Source organism: Enterobacter kobei (genome assembly GCF_001729765.1).
GTDB lineage: Bacteria > Pseudomonadota > Gammaproteobacteria > Enterobacterales > Enterobacteriaceae > Enterobacter > Enterobacter kobei.
The window spans coordinates 2,640,988-2,662,692 of sequence record NZ_CP017181.1; the positions used below are offsets into that span (position 1 = coordinate 2,640,988).

General features: G+C 51.9%; 23 protein-coding genes. 6 read left to right on the top strand and 17 right to left on the bottom strand.

Annotated elements, in window-relative coordinates; genetic code table 11:
- Positions 1-14: 14 nt before the first annotated feature.
- A complete protein-coding gene (locus tag BFV64_RS12800; RefSeq protein ID WP_069602159.1) occupies positions 15-869 on the bottom strand; it encodes a GPO family capsid scaffolding protein in 855 nt (284 codons plus the stop codon).
- A gap of 167 nt (positions 870-1,036) precedes the next feature.
- Between BFV64_RS12800 and BFV64_RS12805 the strand changes: the two genes are divergently transcribed.
- Together BFV64_RS12805 and BFV64_RS12810 are read left to right on the top strand one after the other, a co-directional pair.
- A complete protein-coding gene (locus BFV64_RS12805) occupies positions 1,037-2,806 on the top strand; it encodes a terminase ATPase subunit family protein (RefSeq protein WP_069602160.1) in 1,770 nt (589 codons plus the stop codon).
- 1 nt (position 2,807) lies between these two features.
- Complete coding sequence (locus tag BFV64_RS12810) at positions 2,808-3,833, top strand: phage portal protein (RefSeq protein WP_069602161.1); 1,026 nt, start codon at positions 2,808-2,810, stop codon at positions 3,831-3,833.
- A gap of 356 nt (positions 3,834-4,189) precedes the next feature.
- On the opposite strand, the gene BFV64_RS12815 is transcribed toward BFV64_RS12810, so the two are convergent.
- The 7 genes from BFV64_RS12815 to BFV64_RS12845 form a co-directional block, all read right to left on the bottom strand.
- Positions 4,190-4,744, bottom strand: coding sequence for a hypothetical protein (locus BFV64_RS12815; RefSeq protein ID WP_032609409.1), 555 nt, complete (start codon positions 4,742-4,744; stop codon positions 4,190-4,192).
- Positions 4,745-4,891: 147 nt separating this feature from the next.
- Positions 4,892-5,176 carry a hypothetical protein gene (locus BFV64_RS12820; RefSeq protein ID WP_032609411.1) on the bottom strand — a complete coding sequence of 95 codons (285 nt, stop codon included), beginning with the start codon at positions 5,174-5,176 and terminating at the stop codon, positions 4,892-4,894.
- Positions 5,173-7,470, bottom strand: coding sequence for a replication endonuclease (locus BFV64_RS12825; RefSeq protein ID WP_069602162.1), 2,298 nt, complete (start codon positions 7,468-7,470; stop codon positions 5,173-5,175). Before BFV64_RS12825 ends, BFV64_RS12820 begins: the two co-directional genes overlap by 4 nt.
- Position 7,471: 1 nt before the next feature.
- Complete coding sequence (locus BFV64_RS12830; RefSeq protein WP_045630572.1) at positions 7,472-7,735, bottom strand: DUF5405 family protein; 264 nt, start codon at positions 7,733-7,735, stop codon at positions 7,472-7,474.
- Between the two features lie 22 nt (positions 7,736-7,757).
- A complete protein-coding gene (locus BFV64_RS12835) occupies positions 7,758-7,976 on the bottom strand; it encodes a DUF2732 family protein (RefSeq protein ID WP_014884152.1) in 219 nt (72 codons plus the stop codon).
- Between the two features lie 66 nt (positions 7,977-8,042).
- The gene (locus tag BFV64_RS12840; RefSeq protein ID WP_069602163.1) at positions 8,043-8,543 is read right to left on the bottom strand and encodes a replication protein B; all 501 of its coding nucleotides are present in this window, start codon (positions 8,541-8,543) and stop codon (positions 8,043-8,045) included.
- A 166-nt stretch (positions 8,544-8,709) separates the two neighbouring features.
- Positions 8,710-8,985: a regulatory phage cox family protein gene (locus BFV64_RS12845; protein WP_032658818.1), complete on the bottom strand. Its 276-nt coding sequence runs from the start codon at positions 8,983-8,985 to the stop codon at positions 8,710-8,712.
- Positions 8,986-9,120: 135 nt separating this feature from the next.
- Between BFV64_RS12845 and BFV64_RS12850 the strand changes: the two genes are divergently transcribed.
- Entirely contained in the window at positions 9,121-9,417 is a 297-nt protein-coding gene (locus tag BFV64_RS12850) for a helix-turn-helix domain-containing protein (RefSeq protein ID WP_069602164.1), read from the top strand.
- 63 nt (positions 9,418-9,480) lie between these two features.
- Positions 9,481-10,524: a phage integrase gene (locus BFV64_RS12855; RefSeq protein WP_069602165.1), complete on the top strand. Its 1,044-nt coding sequence runs from the start codon at positions 9,481-9,483 to the stop codon at positions 10,522-10,524.
- Positions 10,525-10,634: 110 nt separating this feature from the next.
- On the opposite strand, the gene leuE is transcribed toward BFV64_RS12855, so the two are convergent.
- Both leuE and BFV64_RS25405 read right to left on the bottom strand, forming a co-directional pair.
- On the bottom strand, positions 10,635-11,270 hold the full coding sequence (gene leuE, locus BFV64_RS12860) for a leucine efflux protein LeuE (protein WP_014884157.1): 636 nt from the start codon (positions 11,268-11,270) through the stop codon (positions 10,635-10,637).
- 106 nt (positions 11,271-11,376) lie between these two features.
- Complete coding sequence (locus BFV64_RS25405) at positions 11,377-11,550, bottom strand: YciY family protein (protein ID WP_017384232.1); 174 nt, start codon at positions 11,548-11,550, stop codon at positions 11,377-11,379.
- Positions 11,551-11,693: 143 nt separating this feature from the next.
- Between BFV64_RS25405 and cls the strand changes: the two genes are divergently transcribed.
- Together cls and BFV64_RS12870 are read left to right on the top strand one after the other, a co-directional pair.
- On the top strand, positions 11,694-13,154 hold the full coding sequence (cls, locus tag BFV64_RS12865; protein WP_023330570.1) for a cardiolipin synthase: 1,461 nt from the start codon (positions 11,694-11,696) through the stop codon (positions 13,152-13,154).
- A 33-nt stretch (positions 13,155-13,187) separates the two neighbouring features.
- Positions 13,188-13,517, top strand: a complete 330-nt coding sequence (locus tag BFV64_RS12870) for an HI1450 family dsDNA-mimic protein (RefSeq protein ID WP_003856748.1) — start codon at positions 13,188-13,190, stop codon at positions 13,515-13,517.
- Positions 13,518-13,548: 31 nt separating this feature from the next.
- On the opposite strand, the gene BFV64_RS12875 is transcribed toward BFV64_RS12870, so the two are convergent.
- From BFV64_RS12875 to BFV64_RS12905, 7 genes are all read right to left on the bottom strand, one after another.
- Entirely contained in the window at positions 13,549-14,418 is an 870-nt protein-coding gene (locus BFV64_RS12875; RefSeq protein WP_023330571.1) for an ion transporter, read from the bottom strand.
- A gap of 14 nt (positions 14,419-14,432) precedes the next feature.
- Positions 14,433-15,437 (bottom strand): murein tripeptide/oligopeptide ABC transporter ATP-binding protein OppF, encoded by a 1,005-nt coding sequence (oppF, locus tag BFV64_RS12880; RefSeq protein ID WP_014884159.1) that lies wholly within the window; start codon positions 15,435-15,437, stop codon positions 14,433-14,435.
- Positions 15,434-16,447 carry an ABC transporter ATP-binding protein gene (gene oppD / locus BFV64_RS12885; protein WP_014884160.1) on the bottom strand — a complete coding sequence of 338 codons (1,014 nt, stop codon included), beginning with the start codon at positions 16,445-16,447 and terminating at the stop codon, positions 15,434-15,436. Before oppD ends, oppF begins: the two co-directional genes overlap by 4 nt.
- Positions 16,448-16,458: 11 nt before the next feature.
- Entirely contained in the window at positions 16,459-17,367 is a 909-nt protein-coding gene (gene oppC, locus BFV64_RS12890) for an oligopeptide ABC transporter permease OppC (protein WP_014884161.1), read from the bottom strand.
- 12 nt (positions 17,368-17,379) lie between these two features.
- Positions 17,380-18,300 (bottom strand): oligopeptide ABC transporter permease OppB, encoded by a 921-nt coding sequence (gene oppB / locus BFV64_RS12895; RefSeq protein WP_014884162.1) that lies wholly within the window; start codon positions 18,298-18,300, stop codon positions 17,380-17,382.
- Positions 18,301-18,383: 83 nt separating this feature from the next.
- The gene (gene oppA / locus BFV64_RS12900; protein WP_023330572.1) at positions 18,384-20,015 is read right to left on the bottom strand and encodes an oligopeptide ABC transporter substrate-binding protein OppA; all 1,632 of its coding nucleotides are present in this window, start codon (positions 20,013-20,015) and stop codon (positions 18,384-18,386) included.
- A gap of 771 nt (positions 20,016-20,786) precedes the next feature.
- Positions 20,787-21,434 (bottom strand): YchE family NAAT transporter, encoded by a 648-nt coding sequence (locus BFV64_RS12905; RefSeq protein WP_006810888.1) that lies wholly within the window; start codon positions 21,432-21,434, stop codon positions 20,787-20,789.
- Positions 21,435-21,705: the final 271 nt, after the last annotated feature.

The window sequence follows — 21,705 nt, forward strand, 5'->3', positions numbered from 1 at the left end:
CGCCCGGCGCGTTATCAGCAGTTGGTCAGCAGCTCGTCGCCCGTACCGCCTTTTGAAAGCTCGCGGCGCGGCTGGCGCTGGCTTTCGGTGCTGTCGAGGGAGCTTTTCAGGGAGGTAAACGCCAGCGCGTTTTCATCGACTTTGCTGGTCACGTCCTGCTTGAGCTGCGCAAAAGCGGTCTCCAGCTCGGTGACGCGCTGGTCGGTAGCGTTGAGATTGGTTTGCACCTGCTCGGTGACGGTGGTCACCGCCTCATGGACATCGGCGAAACGGGCATCATCGCTGGCCTGCTTACGGCCAAAAATGGCTCTGACCTTATCAGTCAGGCTGTTGAGCATGGTGTCGGGGACATCCTCAAACTCCAGCTCAGCCAGTGAGGCCACTGAGAAAACGTCGTCCGGCTGGTCTTTTTTACCGGCGAGCGGGTTCTGCGCGGCGCGGCTGCAGAATTCGAGGTATTCCGTGCCGAGGCTTGCCGGGTCATCGGTGACGGCCAGGCCAACGAGGTAACACTTGCCGCTGTTGGCAAAGTTCGGGCGGATCTCCATGGAGGTGTATACCTTCTGCCCGGCCTTCACCATGCTGACCAGCTCGTCGAGCGGCTGGATTTTGCCGTACAGCGCTTTTTTGCCATCGAGCGCAGAGCCATCGCTGATAATCTCCGCCTTGAGCTCGGTCACATCGCCATAGCGTTTAAACGGACTGTCAGGCATCAGCCCCCGGATATGTTCGAGGTTAATGCGGCAGCCGTAGACGCGCGGGTCGAACGTGTCGGCCATATCCTGAATATCATCGCCGCTGATGACACGGCCATCGCAGGTGTCACCCTCGACGCCGATGCGAAACCATTTAGAAACTTTCTTTGCCATTGTTCAGGTGTCCTGATGTTGGGTTTTCGGGTCGGGTTTAGTTTCCCGACTCTGACCCGTATCAGCCACCGCTTACGATCTGATTAGATCTCACACAACAGGCACTTAGCGCGAATAACCCCCCATTTCCTTAGCCTTGCCACGTAACACCAAAAAACGAGGCAAGCATGACCATTTCAACTGACCTTTCACTGCTTAATGACCCGCGACGACAGGCGCGGCTGTTGTACTGGCAGGGGTTCGCCGTGCCGCAAATCTGCGACATGCTGCAGCTCAAGCGTCCGACCGTGCAGAGCTGGAAACAGCGCGATGGATGGGAGGAAACCGCCCCGATTAACCGCGTGGAATCCACATTAGAGGCGCGGCTTATCCAGCTCTACGCAAAGCCAGACCTGACCGCGCATGACTTCAAAGTCGCGGATTTTCTGTCGCGCCAGATGGAGCGGCTCGCGCGCGTTAACCGCTACGGCCAGACCGGAAACGAGGTGGATTTAAACCCTAATATCGCCAGCCGCAACAAAGGGGATCGCAAAAAAACCAAACGCAATTTCTTCAGTGAGGAAGCGATAGAAAAGCTGGAAGAGATTTTCTTCGACCAGTCGTTTGACTATCAGCTCCGCTGGCATAAAGCGGGGTTAGAGCACCGCATCCGCCACATCCTGAAATCGCGACAGATTGGCGCGACGTTCTACTTTGCGCGCGAGTCACTTCTGCGCGCGCTTAAGACCGGGCAGAACCAGATATTTTTGTCGGCCAGTAAAACGCAGGCTTACGTGTTCCGTAAGTACATCATCGCCTTTGCCCGTCTGGTTGACGTCGACCTGTCAGGCGACCCGATCGTCATCGGCAACAATGGCGCTGAGCTGATTTTCCTCGGGACCAATTCCAACACCGCGCAGAGCCACAACGGCGACCTGTACGTCGATGAAATTTTCTGGATCCCCAATTTTCAGAAGCTGCGCAAAGTCGCCTCGGGCATGGCCTCGCAGTCACACCTGCGCACAACCTATTTTTCGACCCCGTCGACGCTGGCGCACGGCGCTTACCCGTTCTGGTCAGGCGAGCTGTTTAACCGTGGCCGCAGCAACCGCGACGAACGTGTCGACATTGATATCAGTCATCAGGCGCTTGCCGGTGGCATGTTATGCGGTGACGGCCAGTGGCGGCAGATTGTCACCATTGAGGACGCGCTCGCCGGTGGCTGCACCCTGTTTAACCTCGACCAGCTTAAGCAGGAAAACAGCGCGGATGACTTCCGCAACCTGTTTATGTGCGAGTTCGTCGACGATAAGGCGTCGGTATTCCCGTTCGAGGAGCTGCAGCGCTGCATGGTCGATGCGATGGAAGAATGGGAGGACTTCGATCCGTTCGCCGACCGTCCGTTTAACTGGCGTCCTGTCTGGATTGGCTATGACCCGTCACACACCGGCGACAGCGCAGGCTGTGCGGTACTGGCTCCGCCGCTGGTTGCCGGTGGCAAGTTCCGCATCCTTGAGCGTCACCAGTGGAAAGGCATGGACTTTGCTGCGCAGGCCGATGCCATCCGGGCGCTGACCGAGAAATACACCGTTGACTATATCGGCATCGATGCGACCGGCATCGGCCAGGGTGTTTACCAGCTCGTGCGCTCATTCTTCCCGGCGGCGCGCGCCATCCGCTACACGCCGGAAATGAAAACCGCCATGGTGCTGAAAGCGAAAGACACCATCAGGCGCGGGTGTCTGGAATATGACGCCGGTGCGACCGACATCACGCAGTCATTTATGGCTATCCGAAAAACCATGACCAGCAGCGGCCGCAGCGCCACCTTTGAAGCCAGCCGCAGCGAGGAAGCCAGCCACGCGGATATCGCGTGGGCGACCATGCACGCCCTGTTAAACGAGCCGCTTTCCGCCGGTAGCGGTATGCAATCAAGTTCAATTCTGGATATTAACTAAGATGAAAAAACGCCAAAAGAAACAGCCAAAACAGACCAACATGACCGCCAGCGCGTCGCAGAAAATGGAGGCGTTCACCTTTGGTGAGCCGTCACCCGTTTTGGATCGCCGCGACATCCTCGACTATGTCGAGTGCATCAATAACGGCAAATGGTACGAGCCGCCGGTAAACTTCTCGGGACTGGCAAAAAGCCTGCGCGCCGCCGTGCACCACAGCTCCCCGATTTACGTTAAGCGCAACATTCTGACCAGTACCTTTATCCCGCACCCGTTGCTGTCCCGTCAGGACTTCAGCCGCCTTGTGCTTGATTATCTGGTGTTTGCAAACGGCTATCTCGAAAAGCGCATGAGCGTGACCGGCCAGCTCTTTAAACTGGAAACCTCCCCGGCCAAATACACCCGCCGTGGTGTCGAGGATGGCGTTTACTGGTACGTGTCGAGCTTTACCAATCCGCACCAGTTCGCCCCCGGTTCGGTGTTTCATCTGCTTGAGCCTGATATCAATCAGGAGCTCTACGGGATGCCGGAATACCTGAGCGCGCTCAATTCCGCCTGGCTGAATGAATCTGCCACGCTGTTTCGCCGCAAGTATTACCAGAACGGTGCGCACGCGGGTTACATCATGTACGTAACCGACGCGGCACAGAGCAGCACCGACGTCGAGGCGCTGCGCTCCGCAATGCGCGACTCGAAGGGACTCGGGAATTTCAAAAACCTGTTTTTCTACGCCCCGAACGGGAAACCGGATGGTATTAAGATCGTGCCGTTGAGTGAAGTCGCCACGAAGGATGATTTTTTTAACATTAAGAAGGTGAGCGCCGCTGACCTGCTTGATGCGCACCGCGTGCCGTTCCAGCTCATGGGCGGCAAGCCTGAAAATATCGGCTCAATGGGCGATATCGAGAAGGTAGCGCGGGTGTTTGTGCGCAACGAGCTGACGCCGCTGCAGGAGCGTTTCAAAGAGATAAACGACTGGTTAGAAATGGAGGTGATCCGCTTTAAGGATTACAACATCGATACCGAGTAGCCCTGCCGAAAATGCCGCCTACGGGCGGCACTGCCTCAGAGCTCACCAGACGCCGCACACGCCACGCAACCCTCACGATCACCCTCATCGCTCAGCGCGCCGCCACGACGCGCACAGACGTGTAAAATAAATCCTGTCACCACGTCTGGCGCGCAGTGCTATCCCCGCCTCGCCTGCCCGCTTGATGTATCTCTTTTCATGCAGGTGCAACGGGAGAGCCGACCCGCGCCAGCGCTGGCGCTAAATGCTATTAATAAATATCCTAATCGCATGCAATCGAATGCACCTGATTCATGCGCAGCTATCTTTGACACTAACAGTGAAAAGCTGGCCCCAAAAAGGCCAGCTAAAACTCATTATTCCCCGCTACTTTCTGCTTTGAGATCATCATCAACTTGTTGCTGTATAAATCCGATGGTGCTCATTTTATTATTTTTTCCATGCAAAAAATCAGCCTGAGCCTTTAGGACTTTTTGGATTTCTTTTTGTATCGAATCGAAGAAGACATTCAATTCACGCCCGTCATCATCACGCGATACCTTAAATGTTGAGTCCGAGCCCAAGAGACCTACAGTATGAGAACTATCAATGTTGCGGAGGAACTTGATCCCGATTTGCAAAGGAAGTTGAGGGTGCATATTTTTCTGCTCGTAAATTGTAAGCCTAATCCCCATACACCAGTAGCCATCATCGCCAAGATGTGTTGCGCCGAAAGGGCTGTATGTTGAATTGACCTTTTCCTCACCCACTAAAGGTATCAACCTGAATGCGGGTGAGCTGTGGTCTATCCCCAAATATGATAGATATTGTGCAACTAGCCAGCCTGAAAAACTAATTGCATCCTCCCTTACAGATGAATATTCAGACCTAAAGTTTTTGTATGCCGCGCATAGTTCATCGAATTTTGACATCATTACACCTTTAAATGCTCATAAATTATATACTAATTAATGACTTATAAAGTCATGCTCTTGTCAGCCTGAGCTAATCCTATATCTAAATAATTCGTCCCGTAAATGCAAAATGTCAAAGCGAGCAATTTTTTTGCAGATATCTGATTAATAACGTTGTTCAACACCACCGGCACTGAAAGCAAGTTTCAGCACCGGTGGCGTTGCTATCGTTGGTGTACTGTTAAGGGCTGCGTAGAGAATGCGCACTTCCCCATTCGGGGACGGCGTGGGACACATTTCAACTTCATAACGTTCAGGTAATTTCACCTCCCGCGCCTGCAGTTCTGCTATGCGCTTCTCTGCTTCATCAGCCTTAACAACGTGCACATGGCCGTGTCCTGGGTCTTGTGTGCTACCGAATGCCATCGGATGGATGTAATAAGTTTTCATAAAGCCCACTCCTTTTTAGTTGAATTTCCCGGCCACTCATCAGCAACCGGATATCTGAATTTTTTATCGCCATAAATCACCATTGCCCCACGAGTCAGCGCATCGAGCTCCCACCGTTCCGGGGAAATGCCCTCCTGAGCTAAATCGAAACGAATTTTTGCGACGCGATCCCTTTCGGGTTTTGTCATCCTGGCTGATGGCGCTTGCTCGCTGGTTTTGAGCGGCGCATTGCTTCTTTGCTGCCGATTTTTGCGCGGTGCGCCAGCTTTTAACGCCCTGTTAAGCACCTTCACGACGTCCGGCTCATTCCAGCCGATAACCCCACGCTCAATCAGATTTAACACCGCTGCGGCTTGCTCAGACGGTGTGGGTGTCATAACTGGATCGCCAGCGGCGGTGAGCTTTCCACAGTTATTGACAGGACTCCGAGGCGCGGCAGAGCCGCTTTTTAAGGTCAAAGGCTCAACGGCCAAAACCTTTGGAACGATTCGCCATTCGGCTGTACGGGTTACATGGACACGGTCAGCCCCGAGATGAGGGGCATAAATCCCGACCACCCTCTCGATATCTTCCTCGTATTCGTTGACCTCATCCGTCACCTTACGGGCGACCCTGACGGCCTGAGCATCACGCGGCATGTTTGCCCCACCCTGCGCGATGATGTACCGCTCAAAGTCCCCTTCATCTGCAGCAGCTCGCGCGGCTTCAACCCTGTCGTCAAACTCGCTGGCAATACTCACCCCACGCGGCAGCTTGCGCAGTTCGCGGTAAGCGCCCATCGTCGGGAGACCAATCGGTTTAAACTGCGGGATGCGCCATGTAGACGCCCATGCGGTGACGGCTGCGGCCGTATCTTTCAGAGGCTTGCCGGTGTCGTGATCGAGCTGGCCGTCGAGCGCGTAACCGTCGATATTTTTTGCAATGTATTTAGCGATATAACCCGCCGCTCCGCCCTGATTAAGATGGCGTGACTCAAAGCGCTGTTTTGACGCGCCCTTTTCGTGTCCGTCCTCTTTGAGGGCATAACGACGCATAATTTCGTTAATGGCTTTACGCTGACCGGGTTTGCAAAAAAGCATCATGTGCCAGTGTGGCGTGCCGTCGTGGTGCGGTTCGACAACGCGCATCCCGTAAACATCTAAATCGTTATCTTTGAAAGCTGTACGCATCAGGCTCCAGATTCGGCATAGATAGCGCTGGCCGTCTTTGGGTGTGAATGCTGTTTCGTTCCAGCCGTGATTGAGCTGTACCGTTTTGCTTTCACCTTTGCCAACCTGACGGGTCGGGTGATACTTCGATGGCGTGGTCAGCGTGATAAACATCCCCACGTCACCAACGCTGGTCGCGTAGCGTTCAATCCCGGCGATAGTATTCATCAGCTCCATACGACGTATTTCAGGGTTAGAAATGCTGCCCATGACCTTACTGATGAGATCGATACGTTCGCCGGTGACTTTGTTTTCCAGCTCGCAGGATTTCAGGTATTCGAGGTTAGCCAGGCGGCGCGCGTGAACATCGCGGATCGCCATTTTGCTTGCGTAAGGTGAACGGTCTTTGTTGACCTCACCTGCTGCTATGAGCAACGCCTCGCGCCAGCGCATCCGCTGAACCTTGAGCTGGTTGCCCCACCACTCGTCTTTAATAAGCCGTGAAATAGCGGAAAATGCCATGCGGATCGTCATCTGACCCTTACGGAATTTTTTCCAGTACATCGGGGTGATGTTAAATGCGCGAGCAATACCGGCCACTTGCCCGTATAGGTGCGACTGAGCTTCATCGGTGAAAAGTGTCTCTTTCCCGCCGTGAGCCTCCGCCCATGCGTCGCTTAACTCCTCGTATTTGCTCCAGAGCTGCGAGGCAATTCTGGCCGCAAACTTCCTGAGCTCTTTGTCATTCATATCTGGTAAGCGCGCATACTGGTCGCGCTCGGACAGAAACCCAATCGAGGCGGATTCATTCATCCCGCACAGCTGATTAACACGCTCAAGACGCGGCAGCAGCTTGCGCTCAAACGTGTTTTTAAGGAAATACAGCCCGCCCAAAGGGCTCTTTTTACGGCGGATGAAGTTATAACGCGATGTAAACAGCGTTTGCAGGAAAAACGGCAAACGGTCAATACGGTTTAAAACACCTTGCACCTGACGGAGTTCGGCACGTGTAAGGGGTCTGTCGCGGCCAATGGCCTCTTTGTTGACGTTATTCCAGGGATAAGCACCAACGAATGAATCACTGGTGCCCTTCAAAAATGGTGGTGGTGGCGAGGGGGCAATACGCCCCCGAGATTCGATGGACATACTATTTAAAGGCGTCCAGACATTGCTTCCCCAGGCGTTCAATTCGAGCTTCCAAAGCTGAGAAACCAATAAGATCGCTGGTCAAAAGATCATGCAATATCAGGCCTGAGATAAGCTTAGGGATAGTTGGGTAGTAACCCACAGCGTCCAGCCAATCCTTGCCTTTGTTCTTCCCGGATGTTGCGGTCTTCTTCTCCTGCAAAATGAATTGATAACGGTCACTGGTGATGACGTATTGGTTATTTATCTCGATGCGTATGCTCATTTTTGCTTCCTGTTAACAGTGGTTAACCAGCTCGACCGAAAATTGAGTTGTGTAACTTTTCCGACTCCTGGCCTAATAACTCGATAATCTCGGTACGATTTAGTTCTGACTTACTGATGTACGCGATAAGCCCATCAAACTGAGAAGAGAAACGGGTCGCCAAGTCGCGCTGTGCCTCGCTTACTGCCTGCGCCAGAAGTGCCGAATACATCCCCCGCTGCGCTGTATTTTGCTTTTGCATTTGCCTATCTCCGGACAAAAGGAATCCCCACGCTGTAAGGCGCGTAATAAATCGAATCCAGATTAATTAATGTAAATACTGCTCAGGTTTTACCGAGGTTAAAATTGTTGGTGCGTACTCAAAAAGGCTAAACAGTTCTCGCAAAGCGCGGAAAAGTTTGTCACGCCAATAACAGTCCTCTTCATTTAAACGCCAGTGCGGCATCATAAATTCCTGTTCTGTCAGTCCCGCATGAAGAAACAATGAGCGCCTTTGGCTAACGGTCAGGCGACTGATGAAAGTTGCTTTTGACGAGCCAATTTGGCGGTGACGGGCAAATGCATTTCTCAATTCATCAAGCGCACAAACAAGACGCTCACGGTCTGCTTCGGTCATTTCCTCTAAGCGCATGACCGAGTGACGCTGTTTTAATTGAGCGTGGAAACAAACCGTAAGACGCTCCCGCTCCATCATCTGATTGTAAAAATCACAGGTATCCTGCCAGCGAGGCTGAGCCAAATACTTGCAGACCAGACCGCGAAGCGCTGTTGGTTGTTTCTGGATCACGTCCAGTGTCATTACCGTCATAACCACAGTCCTCTCTTTTTGACCAGCCGACGAAGCTTCTCGATAACGCCCGACTTTCGGGTTCGGATGATGATGCCCTTACGTCCACGACCATGAGTGATAGTGAAGTTGATAGAATTAGGGCTTTCTCTTCGAAGCAACTGTGCAATACAGCGAGGTTCACTATTCATACTGGCTCTCCTAATCCGAGCCACATCAGCCAACCATCACGAATTTCCTTCGGGCGGCTGTCATATGCCATCTTCATACCCTTGTTCCATGCAGGCAGATAAACCCAATATTCCCCTGCGCGCCCACTCGTTGACTGCGGATCAGTCATCTCGACAACAGGAAGCTTGCCCTTTTCAATCATGCCTTTAACGGCTGCAGGTGTTTTACCAATAAGGCGCGCGAATTCCTGATATGGAACGGCGTCGCTCACACTATCAATGACCCTATTCATTTGTGAGTATTCCTCGTTAGTGTTTTAATTGCTCCTAATGGCTATTAATTGCCATATTGGAGCCATTAGTTTGCGATAACGAATTGAAGATTACTCCGTTATCGTTTTTCTATCAATAGTGGAGTGTTAATTACGATGATACCCGTAAATGAAAAGCTAGCGATCATACGTGAGTCAGAACGTATGAATAGGAAAGAATTCAGTGACTTAACAGGCGTTCCATACAGCTCTCTTTCGAGTTACGAGAAGGGTGTAAAAGATATGGGCATACAGGCGGTGATGAAGATTTTGAATCATCCTCAGTTCAAAAAATACACTATGTGGTTCATGACAGAGACGATATCACCTGAAGCTGGGCAGATTGCACCGGCTCTCGCGCACTTTGGGCAGCAGACAACAACGTCATCCCACTCAGACCAGAAAACTGGCTAACTATTTATGGCGCTTATTTGTGCAGTAAATGCACAGTTAGTTTTTGCTATTTAAATCAGGAAATTGAAGTACGCAGTAACATCATCGGGAGGCTTTACGTCTGTTAAAAAGCTCGATGATGGTCGATATGAAGTGGACATTAGACCGACTGGGCGTAACGGAAAACGCATCCGTCGGAAGTTCGACAAGAAAAGCGAGGCGATGGCTTTTGAAAAGCATACTCAATATAACCATCACTCAAAGGAATGGCTTTCAAAACCAACGGACAAACGCCAATTGTCGGAACTGAAAGAGTTATGGTGGAAGCTGAAAGGTAAACATGAGGAGCACGGTCAATCGTATCTCAGGAAAATTGAGCGTTTCGAAACGATGACCGGAAATCCGTGCGCTTTCCAGATCACCAAGAGCCTGATAACGCAATATTGTGCTCAACGCCGGGGTGAAGGTATTAAGCCAACTACCATCAACCGCGACCTGATCACGCTAGGTGGGATGTTCACAACCCTGATTGAGTCAGAACTGTATAACGGTGAACATCCATTCAGGGGATTCAAAAAACTGAAAGAGCAGACAGCCGAAACGGGCTATCTCACTCTTGAGGAAATTGACGCCTTACTTGCTGCGCTCTCAGGTGATAATCGTAAAATTGCGGTTTTGTGTTTGAGTACCGGGGCAAGATGGGGAGAAGCTGCGCGATTGAAGGCGGAGAATGTGATTCATAACCGGGTGTCTTTCGTTAAGACGAAAACCAACACACCGCGCACGGTCCCGATCTCTGATGACGTTGCGGCTTACATAGTCGGCAAAGCACGAGGCTTTCTGTTTCCTGAGGCCAGTTATGCTGAATTCAGGCGAATCCTCAAAGCGGTTAAACCAGATTTACCGGCCGGGCAAGCGACACATGCGCTGCGACACACTTTCGCCACGCACTTTATGATTAACGGGGGAAACATCATCACACTGCAGAGGATCTTAGGTCATACGAAAATTGCGCAGACAATGGTCTATGCGCACTTCGCTCCTCAGTACCTGCAGGACGCGATTTCGCTTAATCCGTTGAAGGGTGCTAATGGTGGTCAGAGTGTCCACAATGTGTCCACACCCTAGCCGCTTTTTATGGCTTTTGACTGCTAGTAGTAAAACGTGAAGCCTTGTCTGGCGCGGCTTTCCAGCTACGCCAGACATTAAAAAGGCTCCCTCAGGAGCCTTTCTTCACATCAATGCAGTGACGCTAACCGCGCCGCAAATCCGACAAACAGCAGCCCTATCAGCCCGTTCCCCAGCTTTGCCAGTTTCTTTTTGGTTTTCAGATAACGCGTGACAAACGCACCGGAGAAGATCAGAAAGCTCATGTACATAAAGCTAATCAACTCAAGCGTGGTGGCGAGGATCAGGAAAGAGGTCCCGGTATTTTGTGCATTCACGTCAATAAACTGCACAAAGAACGAAACGTAGAACAGAATCGCTTTTGGATTCGTCAGGCTCAGTACCAGGGCGCGTTTCATGATCATACTGGCAGGTTCAGTTCCGCTCTCGTGAGCATGATTCTGACGGTTAATCACCGACCAGAGCATTTTGCCGCCCAGCCAGAGTAAATAGAAAGCACCCAGATAGCGTACGATATTAAACAGTACAGGCGTGGTCTGGATTAAAGCCGCGACACCGGCCCAGGCGAGAAACATCAGAACCGCATCGCCGATAAACACACCTGTGGCGGCAAGATATCCTTTTTTAACGCCGTGACCGATCCCGGTCTTCAACACAAACAGGGTATTCGGGCCCGGCACCAGCACAATAAAAAATGCGCCAACAACATACGTCCAGAAATTCAGTACGCCAAACTCCGCAAACACCTCTCCCTCCTTTTGCTAAACATCACCGGAATATCGCAGCAATAACGATATTCTCTAAATAAGACACTATAAAATCAGCGGGCACCTTGCGGTGCCCTCAGGGTTTTCAGATATCCTGGACGGCGAACAGCAACGCGTTGCGGTGCCTGTTCAATCCACATTTTCTGATGGCGTGGATACGCATATTGCGGCGGGATTGTGCTTCCAGCCAACGAGCCTTACGACGACTCACCTGTCGCAACATGCGCCAGCGCCCTACTTCTGTTCTACTGCGCTTCATGTCTACAACTCTTTCTCAAACAGAGCCGCCATTATAAACCCAACCCGGCAGCAAACCAGCGCTTTTACCTGGCGTTTTTATTTGCCAGATGAATCCTGATGCGTACACTCATAACAATACGCTTTCAAAAGGATTTTTTAACCATGACAACCTTCTACACCGTGGTGAGTTGGCTGGTCATTTTGGGATACTGGCTGTTAATCGCGGGTGTGACATTACGCATCCTGATGAAGCGCAGAGCCGTACCCTCTGCCATGGCCTGGCTTCTGATCATTTACATCCTCCCGCTGGTGGGAATTATTGCCTATCTCTCTTTCGGTGAGCTTCATCTGGGTAAACGCCGGGCCGAGCGGGCGCGTGCCATGTGGCCTTCCACCGCGAAGTGGCTTAACGATCTTAAAGCCTGCGAACATATCTTTGCCGAGGAGAACAGCAGCGTCGCCTCCTCGCTGTTTAAGCTCTGCGAACGGCGTCAGGGGATTGGCGGCGTTAAGGGGAACCAGCTCCAGCTTCTGACCTCCTCCGATGACGTGATGCAGGCGTTGATCCGCGATATCCAGCTTGCTCGCCATAACATTGAGATGGTGTTCTATATCTGGCAGCCCGGCGGCATGGCCGACCAGGTCGCTGAATCCCTGATGGCGGCCGCGCGTCGGGGGATCCACTGCCGTCTGATGCTGGACTCCGCAGGCAGCGTGGCCTTTTTCCGCAGCCCCTGGGCAGGCATGATGCGTAATGCCGGTATCGAAGTGGTTGAGGCGCTAAAGGTAAATCTCCTGCGCGTCTTTCTGCGCCGGATGGACCTTCGCCAGCACCGTAAAATGATCATGATTGATAATTATATTGCCTACACCGGCAGTATGAACATGGTTGACCCGCGCTTCTTTAAACAGGACTCCGGCGTCGGGCAATGGGTGGATCTGATGGCACGAATGGAGGGGCCGATTGCCACCTCGATGGGAATCGTGTACTCCTGCGACTGGGAGATAGAGACCGGCAAGCGTATTCTGCCGCCGCCGCCAGATGGCAACATCATGCCGTTTGAAGAGGCCAGCGGTCATACTATTCATACCATTGCCTCCGGGCCGGGATTCCCGGAGGACTTAATTCATCAGGCGCTGCTGACGGCTACCTACTCAGCGCGTGAATATTTGATCATGACGACGCCCTACTTCGTCCCCAGCGATGACCTGCTGCACGCGATCTGTACCGCAGCACAGCGTGGTGTCGATGTGAGTATCATTTTGCCCCGCAAAAATGACTCGCTTCTGGTGGGCTGGGCCAGCCGCGCCTTCTTTAGCGAACTGCTGGCCGCCGGGGTGAAAATATACCAGTTTGAAGGCGGGCTGCTGCACACCAAGAGCGTGCTTGTCGACGGCGAATTAAGCCTGGTGGGCACGGTAAACCTCGATATGCGCAGCCTGTGGCTGAACTTTGAAATCACCCTGGTGATTGATGACGCCGGATTTGGCGGTGACCTGGCGGCGGTGCAGGATGATTATATCTCCCGCTCGCGGCTGCTGGATGCCAGGCTGTGGGTAAAACGCCCGCTGTGGCAGAGAATAGCTGAACGACTGTTTTACTTCTTTAGTCCGTTGCTGTAAAACGTGCCCAACGATGTTAAACAGGTAGTCATCATGGAAATGGATCTGAACAATCGCCTGACCGAAGACGAAACGCTCGAGCAGGCCTATGACATTTTTCTCGAACTGGCGGTTGATAACCTCGATCCCGCAGACGTGATCCTCTTTAATCTGCAGTTCGAAGAGCGCGGCGGTGCCGAATTGTTCGACCCTGCAGAGGACTGGGCTGAACATGTGGATTTCGACCTGAATCCTGACTTCTTTGCCGAAGTGGTGATTGGGCTGGCTGACGAAGATGGTGGGGAAATTAACGACATTTTCGCTCGCGTCCTGCTCTGCCGGGAGAAAGACCACAAGCTGTGCCACATTCTCTGGCGCGAATAATAAAAAAGGCTGCGATGGAAGCCTTTTTTATTTACTTCGGTAACTCGCTCCCACAACGGTTGCAAAACCGCGCGCTCTGCTCATGCTCACCCTGATGACAGCGCGGACATTTACGCTGCGCTTTATGGCTTTGAAATGCACTGCTCATGTGCGTGGTAATTAACCCCGTCGGGATAGCAATCACCGAATACCCAATCAGAATGAGCACGGATGCCACTATGCGCCCCAGCGGCGTATGGGGTGTGATATCACCGTACCCCACGGTCGTCACGGTCACGATAGCCCAGTAGACGGATGCGTTGAGCGTTGTGAAGCCGTATTTGGGCCCTTCTATCAAATACATCAGCGCGCCGAAAACAATCATCACAATGGCAATAAACGAGTAAAACAGAATAAGCTGATGTCGTGCGCTAACGATGGCACTCCAGAATACGCGCAGCGACGGCATAAAACGCAGCAATTTAAGAATTCGCAATACGCGAATCACGCGCATGGCGCGCCAGGCGAAAACATAGTTGAGACTGATTTCTGGCCATAGCCACATGACATAGAGCGGCAGGATAGTCGCTAAATCGATAAAACCCCAGAAGCTGAATACGTACTTTGCCGGATTGGGCCAGCAAACGACCCGCAGAATATACTCAGCGGTAAAGACCAGGGTGATCGCCAGTTCAAGCCAGACAAAGGCATGCCATTCATCAAATGTCAGGTGATATTGTGTCCCGACACCGGATTCAATAAAGATGACAATGACGCTGAGTAACGCAAACAGCGCGCAGAGTCCCTCAAAACGGCGTCCCGATACCGTTTCTGGATCGAATAAAAGATGATAGAGCCGTCGACGGGCTGAAGTGAATAAACGCGACACGGTAACCTCGCAATAAATAAGGGCTGACATCATGTCAGCCCTTGCGATTATAACGGGTCTACTTTCAGGCAGGAAACCGCATGTCGGAAACTGCCTTCCAGAACCGGTCGTGTTTTCGCACATTCCGGCCCGGCCATCGGGCAGCGCGTACGGAAGACGCAACCTGACGGCGGGTTAATTGGTGAAGGCAATTCTCCTTCGAGAAGCTGGATCGTTTTATTTTTCTCCAGATCGGGATCGGGGATGGGTACTGCAGACATCAGTGCTTTGGTGTAAGGGTGCAGCGGATTGTGGTACACCTCATCATACGTGCCCAGCTCCACGGCATGACCCAGATACATCACCAGTACACGGTCAGAAATGTGTTTTACCACGGCCAGATCGTGCGCAATGAAGATCAGCGACAGCCCCATCTCGCGCTGCAGCTTCTGCAGCAGGTTAACCACCTGCGCCTGAATGGAAACGTCCAGCGCGGAAACCGGTTCATCACAGATAATCAGCTTCGGCTCAAGGATCAGCGCACGCGCAATACCAATTCGCTGACACTGACCGCCGGAGAATTCGTGCGGATAACGGTTAATGAGGTTAGGCAACAGCCCCACTTTCAGCATCATCGCCTTTACGCGGTCACGGACTTCCTGACGCGGCATCTTAGGATGATAGGTGCGCAGCGGCTCGGCAATAATCTCTCCGATGGTCATACGCGGGTTAAGTGATGCCAGCGGATCCTGGAAAATCATCTGGATGTCGCTTCGCACGTCGCGCCACTCGTCGGGCTTCATCCCCAGAAGGTCTTTACCCAGCCACGCCACTTTTCCGTCGGTAGCTTTGACCAGGCCGATTATGGCACGTGCGAAAGTGGATTTCCCACAGCCGGACTCGCCCACGACCCCCAGGGTCTCCCCCTCGTACAGACGCAGGGTGACGCCATCCACGGCTTTCAGGGTTTTCGGCGGCTGCCAGAACCACTGTTTACCATCCTTAATATCGAAATGCACCTTAAGGTCAGCGATTTCGAGCAGCACATTGCGTTTTTCATCTAATGCGTTCATACCAGCTCCTCCTGCGGCTTAAAGCAGGCGCGCAGACGGCCTGGTGCAAATGCTTCCAGCGGCGGCGCGCTGTTGCAGATTTCCATCGCATGCGGACAGCGTGGCTGGAACGGACAGCCTTTTGGCAGACGCAGCAGGTTTGGCGGGTTGCCCGGAATGGTGAGCAGGGATTCCCCTTCCGCATCAAGCCGCGGCACCGCGTTCAGCAGGCCAATGGAGTATGGATGGGCAGGCTGATAGAACACGTCACGCGCTTTGCCGTATTCCATCGTACGACCGGCATACATCACCAGTACTTTGTCACAGATACCGGCAACAACACCCAGATCGTGGGTAATCATGATAATCGCCGTGTTGAACTCACGCTTAAGCTCGTTCAGCAGGGTCATGATTTGCGCCTGAACGGTAACGTCCAGTGCGGTAGTCGGTTCATCGGCAATCAGCAGTTTTGGCCGGCACAGCAGTGCCATAGCAATCATCACGCGCTGACGCATACCGCCGGAGAATTCGTGAGGAAACATGCGCATGCGCTTACGCGCTTCCGGCATTTTTACCGCATCCAGCATTTTGACGGATTCCTCAAACGCTTCCGCTTTCCCCAGACCTTTATGCAGCATCAGGACTTCCATCAGCTGCTCACCGACGCGCATATACGGGTTCAGCGAGGTCATCGGGTCCTGGAAAATCATCGAAATCTGCTCGGCACGCAGCTTGTTCAGCTCGTGCTCCGGCAGGTTGAGGATTTCGCGACCATTGAATTTTGCGGAACCGCCAATCACACCGTTAGATGCCAGCAGGCCCATCAACGCAAAGGCGGTCTGGGATTTTCCGGAGCCGGATTCACCGACAATCCCAAGCGTTTCACCCGCGCTCAGGTTGAAGTTGAGATCGTTGACGGCGGTAACATCCCCGTCAGGGGTTTTAAAGGTCACACGGAGGTCTTTTACGTCCAGCAGAAGATTGCTCTGCTGTTGCGCCTGTGGCGCAGTGGCCGTTTCAATAATTGTCATGACGGCGCTCCTTAACGGTCTTTCGGGTCGAGGGCATCACGCAGGCCATCGCCGATAAAGTTGAAACAAAACAGTGTGACCACCAGGAAACCCGCCGGGTAGAGCAACAGCCACGGTGACACTTCCATCGAGTTTGCACCATCGCTCAACAGCGCGCCCCAGCTGCTCAGTGGTTCCTGCGTACCCAGCCCCAGGAAGCTGAGGAAGGATTCAAACAGGATCATGCTTGGCACCAGCAGTGAGGCATAGACCACAACCACCCCCAGCACGTTAGGAACAATATGGCGAACCACGATATTTCGGGTAGATACGCCACCAACCTGCGCGGCTTCGATAAATTCTTTACGTTTCAGGCTCAGCGTCTGGCCGCGTACGATACGCGCCATATCCAGCCAGGAAACCATCCCGATGGCCACGAAAATCAACAGAATGTTCTGGCCGAAGAAGGTCACCAGCAGAATGACGAAGAACATAAACGGGAAGGAGTTCAGGATTTCCAGCAAACGCATCATCACTGAGTCCACTTTGCCGCCAAGGTAGCCGGAAAGTGAGCCGTAGAGCGTACCCAGAATTACCGCCACCAGCGCGGCGGCGATACCGACCATCAACGAGATACGCCCCCCAATCGCGACGCGCACCAGCAGATCACGGCCGGATGAGTCGGTCCCGAAATAGTGACCGGATTCCATATCCGGCGCGCTGGACATCATGCCCCAGTCCGTATCGAAATAGGTAAATTGCGACAGCATCGGTGCCAGGGTCACAAACAGCGCGATGATCACCAGAACCACCAGACTGGCGACGGCGGCACGGTTGTGCATAAAGCGACGGCGTGCATCCTGCCAGAGACTACGACCTTCCACTTCCAGTTTTTCACTGAAGTTTTCCAGCGCCTCGCTGTTTTTCTTACTCAACATCATGGCGTGCTCCAGTTAGTAACGGATTTTCGGGTCGATGACGGCATACAGCACATCAACGATCGCGTTAAAGAGAATGGTGAGCGCACCAACGAGGATCGTCAGGCTCAGTACCAGCGAATAGTCGCGGTTGAGCGCGCCGTTAACGAACAGCTGACCAATGCCCGGCAGGCCGTAGATGGTTTCGATAACCATCGAGCCCGTGATGATCCCAACGAATGCAGGCCCCATATAGGAGAGCACCGGCAGCAGCGCCGGCTTGAGCGCATGGCGGAAGATAATCCGGCGCATCGGCAGCCCTTTCGCGCGCGCGGTGCGGATGAAGTTCGAATGCAGCACTTCGATCATAGAACCACGGGTGATACGCGCGATACTGGCGATATAGGCCAGAGATAATGCCACCATTGGCAAAATCATGAACTTCAGAGCCCCGCCGTTCCAGCCGCCGCCAGGCAGCCACTTCAGCGTAATGGCAAATATCATCACCAGTAATGGCGCGACAACGAAGCTGGGTATCACTACCCCGGTCATTGCCACCCCCATTACGGCATAATCCCATTTGGTATTTTGTCTGAGCGCGGCGATAACGCCTGCGGTGACCCCGAGAACGACGGCCAGAATGAATGCCGCAGCACCCAGTTTTGCCGAAACCGGGAAGCTGGAGGCCACCAGGTCGTTTACGGAATAGTCTTTATATTTAAATGACGGTCCAAAATCACCGTGCGCCAGCTGCTTCAAATAATTGAAGTATTGGGTAGTGATGGGATCGTTTAAGTGATACTTCGCCTCGATATTCGCCATAACTTCCGGCGGCAGCGTACGTTCACCGGTAAATGGACTTCCCGGTGCGAGACGCATCATAAAGAAGGAAATCGTAATTAGAATAAATAACGTTGGTATCGCTTCTAGACAGCGACGCAGGATAAATTTCAACATTGCCCGTACCTTCTGGCGTGTGCCTGATGAATGTTACAAAGTAGACACAGTGGGGCAAGCCAGGCTCACCCCACGTATTGCCATTAATGCTTGATAATATAAAGATTCTTAACGGAAATATTATCCAACGGGTCTTTACCGGTATAACCCCCTACCCACGGTTTCACCAGACGGGCGTTAACGTAGTAGTAAACCGGTACGATTGCAGAGTCTTTATCGAGCTGCTCTTCAGATTTCGCGTACAATTCTGCGCGTTGCGCATCGTCAGACACTTTCAGCGTATCAGCGATGATCTTGTCGAACGCCGGGCTCTTATAGTGCGCAGTGTTGTTTGAACTGTCGCTGAGCATCGTGTTCAGGAAGGAGGTCGGTTCGTTATAGTCCGCACACCAGCCTGCACGCGCCACGTCGAAGGTTCCCTGATGACGCGTATCGAGGAAGGTTTTCCACTCCTGGTTTTCCAGCTTAACGTTGACGCCCAGGTTTTTCTTCCAGATAGACGCGACGGCGATAGCCAGTTTTTTATGCAGATCTGACGTGTTGTACAGCAGGTTAAACGTTAATGGCTTATCGGCAGTGTAGCCCGCTTCAGCCAGCAGCTTTTTCGCTTCTTCGTTACGTTTTTCCTGTGACCACTTGAACCATTCAGGCTCAACCAGTTTCATTCCATCGGTATAAGGAGGGGTGTAGCTATACGCCGGGAGATCGCCCTGGTTTTTCACTTTGTTCACGATAATATCGCGATCCAGTGCCAGCTTCAGCGCAGTACGAACGCGTACGTCGGTGAACGGTGCTTTCTGGTTGTTGATTTCGTAGTAATAGGTGCACAGGTATGGGTCGACGTGAACTTCTTTCGGGATCTCTTTTTTCAGCTTCTGGAACAGTTCAATCGGCATGTTGTTATAGGTCATGTCGATTTCACCGCTACGGTAGCGGTTAACATCCGTTACTTCAGAAGAGATTGGCAGGTAGGTGACCTGATTAATCACGGTCTTCGCGTTATCCCAGTATTGCGGGTTACGCTCCAGGACCATACGTTCGTTGACCACCCAGTCTTTCAGCTTATAGGCACCGTTGGTCACGATATTGGCAGGTTGCGTCCATTTTTCACCAAATTTTTCCACAGCGGATTTTGGTACCGGGGAAACGGATGGGTGAACCAGCAACTTATAGAAGTACGGAACAGGTTCGCTCAACGTCACTTCAAAGGTATTGGCATCGATCGCTTTCACGCCCAGGTCGGTGACCGGCTTTTTACCGGCGATGATGTCATCGATATTGGCGATGTGGCCATATTGCAGATAGCTCGCATACGGAGAGGCGGTATTTGGATTCGCCAGGCGCTGCCAGCTATACACGAAATCTTCGGCGGTAACCGGCGTACCGTCGGACCATTTGGCATCTTTACGCAGATGGAAGGTCCAGACTTTAAAATCTTTATTTTCCCACTTTTCTGCCACACCCGGTGCCGGGTGGCCGTCAACGTCAGTCACCAGTAGACCTTCGAACAGGTCACGGTTAACGTTTGACTCAGGAACACCTTCAATTTTGTGCGGGTCAAGAGACTGAACTTCCGCACCGTTGTTACGCACCAGCGTCTGTTTTTCCGCCAGTTGTACTCCTGCAGGAACGTCCGCAGCCATTGCAGCATTGCCCGCGATTAGCGCAGTTAAAATCCCCGCCGCTACCAGATTTTTTTTTGTGATGATGGACATTGTGTTGGTACTCCACTCATTATAATTACTGGCTTTCGCCAGCTGTCTATTCCCCTGTTGGGGCCTGTACAGCGCAGGAGTTTTTTTTGCTGCTGTCAGGTTCTTCTTTTACTACTTGCTATCACCGACTTTTTTATTACTGACTGCTCGTATGGCCGTCTTGCGTCGATTCTTCACAGGCCTCCCCTGTTTGAGACCTGAGCTGGATATCTGAGAAGAGAGCTATATGAAAATAATTCTCATCTGATTGTTTTATGCTGCAAAATAATAGGCCGGAAAGTATCAAATGGCGTAAACGCGCGCCAATACATTTTGCAAATTTGTTAAGCAATTCTCTTTTACGAAGTACGTCGTATCGTTGGGGGCAGTCCTGCCAGACATCGAAATCCGGTAAAAACACCGGTTATTCAATAAGGTAGAGAAAACTTCCTCTACTCGCGCGTCGCTGCGCTACTTTTGAGTGATTTTGTACAAAAATTTAACAACTGATCATTATTTAGCACATTCCTCTAAGGGAAAGTTGAAATTACTAATAACATTTCGGTTATCTCTCAGCAAGCCCCAGAGTATCGTGTGAGTAAAATAACAGAGCGTTCGAAGATTTTCTGTGCAGGCGGGATTGTGCGAAATTCATAACTCTTTGAAATAAAAGAAATGAACATTATTAGTAGAATTTATTATGATATGTGAGCATTTCAACTTTAGTTATATGATTTGCTGATATTCACGTAAAAAAAACGGAGCCGTAGCTCCGTTCTTTCATTCGAAATATTAGTGTAACAAGCCGGGGAAAATGCTTTTAATACCGGTGACAATGAATTCGATCCCTAACGCCATCAACAACAACCCCATGATACGGGTGATGACGTTAATCCCCGTCTGTCCCAACAGGCGTACCAGCCATGGCGCCATGCGGAATACACCCCAACAGCAGAGCGCGAAAAGCGCAATGGCGACAGAAAAGCCAATCAGGTGCATGAGGCTATGGTAACGCGTGCCCCAGACAATGGTTGAACTGATGGCACCGGGACCGGCCATGAGCGGTAAAGCCAGTGGCACCACGCCGATACTTTCGCGTATCGCGGTTTCTGACTTCTCCTGCTTGTTCTGTTTATCCTCGCCCAGCTTACCGCTGATCATCGACATGGCGATGGTCACCACCAGGATCCCACCCGCAATGCGGAAGGAGTCGATGGAGATACCGAAGACCTGGAGAATGGCATCCCCCAGGAAAAGCGAGGTGAGCAAGATGATCGCCACAGACAGGTTAGCGGTGAGATTGGTTTTGTTCCGGGCCGCCGCCGTCTGGTAACTGGTCATACTAATAAAGACAGGAATGATACCCACCGGGTTAACCAGGGCAAACAAACCGATAAAAAATTTGAAATACGTTGGAAAATCAAAGAGCGTTTGGATCACGTTTTGCTCCGCCTTTGCACATGCCCGGGACTGACAACGTTGTCATGAAAAATCGCGCTGAAGATACGCTTTTTATTAGCATACTTCACCAGAAATCTGTGCCAAAACGTTAGCATTTCAGAATGTTAAACATATGTTGAATCATTGATGCCACCACTTCCAATAGTTACTTAATTAATTAACAGTGGAAAAATATCCATGAAATAACCCTGCTGAAAGGTATCAGCTTGGGGAGAAATTGACGCAGATCATGATTTCCGTACTCAGAAGT

What these genes read in the sequence shown, in the direction of transcription:
- BFV64_RS12800 (WP_069602159.1), bottom strand. Translation starts at nt 869, where the DNA reads ATGGCAAAGAAAGTTTCTAAATGGTTTCGCATCGGCGTCGAGGGTGAC.
- BFV64_RS12805 (WP_069602160.1), top strand. Translation starts at nt 1,037, where the DNA reads ATGACCATTTCAACTGACCTTTCACTGCTTAATGACCCGCGACGACAG.
- BFV64_RS12810 (WP_069602161.1), top strand. Translation starts at nt 2,808, where the DNA reads ATGAAAAAACGCCAAAAGAAACAGCCAAAACAGACCAACATGACCGCC.
- BFV64_RS12815 (WP_032609409.1), bottom strand. Translation starts at nt 4,744, where the DNA reads ATGTCAAAATTCGATGAACTATGCGCGGCATACAAAAACTTTAGGTCT.
- BFV64_RS12820 (WP_032609411.1), bottom strand. Translation starts at nt 5,176, where the DNA reads ATGAAAACTTATTACATCCATCCGATGGCATTCGGTAGCACACAAGAC.
- BFV64_RS12825 (WP_069602162.1), bottom strand. Translation starts at nt 7,470, where the DNA reads ATGTCCATCGAATCTCGGGGGCGTATTGCCCCCTCGCCACCACCACCA.
- BFV64_RS12830 (WP_045630572.1), bottom strand. Translation starts at nt 7,735, where the DNA reads ATGAGCATACGCATCGAGATAAATAACCAATACGTCATCACCAGTGAC.
- BFV64_RS12835 (WP_014884152.1), bottom strand. Translation starts at nt 7,976, where the DNA reads ATGCAAAAGCAAAATACAGCGCAGCGGGGGATGTATTCGGCACTTCTG.
- BFV64_RS12840 (WP_069602163.1), bottom strand. Translation starts at nt 8,543, where the DNA reads ATGACGGTAATGACACTGGACGTGATCCAGAAACAACCAACAGCGCTT.
- BFV64_RS12845 (WP_032658818.1), bottom strand. Translation starts at nt 8,985, where the DNA reads ATGAATAGGGTCATTGATAGTGTGAGCGACGCCGTTCCATATCAGGAA.
- BFV64_RS12850 (WP_069602164.1), top strand. Translation starts at nt 9,121, where the DNA reads ATGATACCCGTAAATGAAAAGCTAGCGATCATACGTGAGTCAGAACGT.
- BFV64_RS25405 (WP_017384232.1), bottom strand. Translation starts at nt 11,550, where the DNA reads ATGAAGCGCAGTAGAACAGAAGTAGGGCGCTGGCGCATGTTGCGACAG.
- cls (WP_023330570.1), top strand. Translation starts at nt 11,694, where the DNA reads ATGACAACCTTCTACACCGTGGTGAGTTGGCTGGTCATTTTGGGATAC.
- BFV64_RS12870 (WP_003856748.1), top strand. Translation starts at nt 13,188, where the DNA reads ATGGAAATGGATCTGAACAATCGCCTGACCGAAGACGAAACGCTCGAG.
- BFV64_RS12875 (WP_023330571.1), bottom strand. Translation starts at nt 14,418, where the DNA reads ATGATGTCAGCCCTTATTTATTGCGAGGTTACCGTGTCGCGTTTATTC.
- oppF (WP_014884159.1), bottom strand. Translation starts at nt 15,437, where the DNA reads ATGAACGCATTAGATGAAAAACGCAATGTGCTGCTCGAAATCGCTGAC.
- oppD (WP_014884160.1), bottom strand. Translation starts at nt 16,447, where the DNA reads ATGACAATTATTGAAACGGCCACTGCGCCACAGGCGCAACAGCAGAGC.
- oppC (WP_014884161.1), bottom strand. Translation starts at nt 17,367, where the DNA reads ATGATGTTGAGTAAGAAAAACAGCGAGGCGCTGGAAAACTTCAGTGAA.
- oppB (WP_014884162.1), bottom strand. Translation starts at nt 18,300, where the DNA reads ATGTTGAAATTTATCCTGCGTCGCTGTCTAGAAGCGATACCAACGTTA.
- oppA (WP_023330572.1), bottom strand. Translation starts at nt 20,015, where the DNA reads ATGTCCATCATCACAAAAAAAAATCTGGTAGCGGCGGGGATTTTAACT.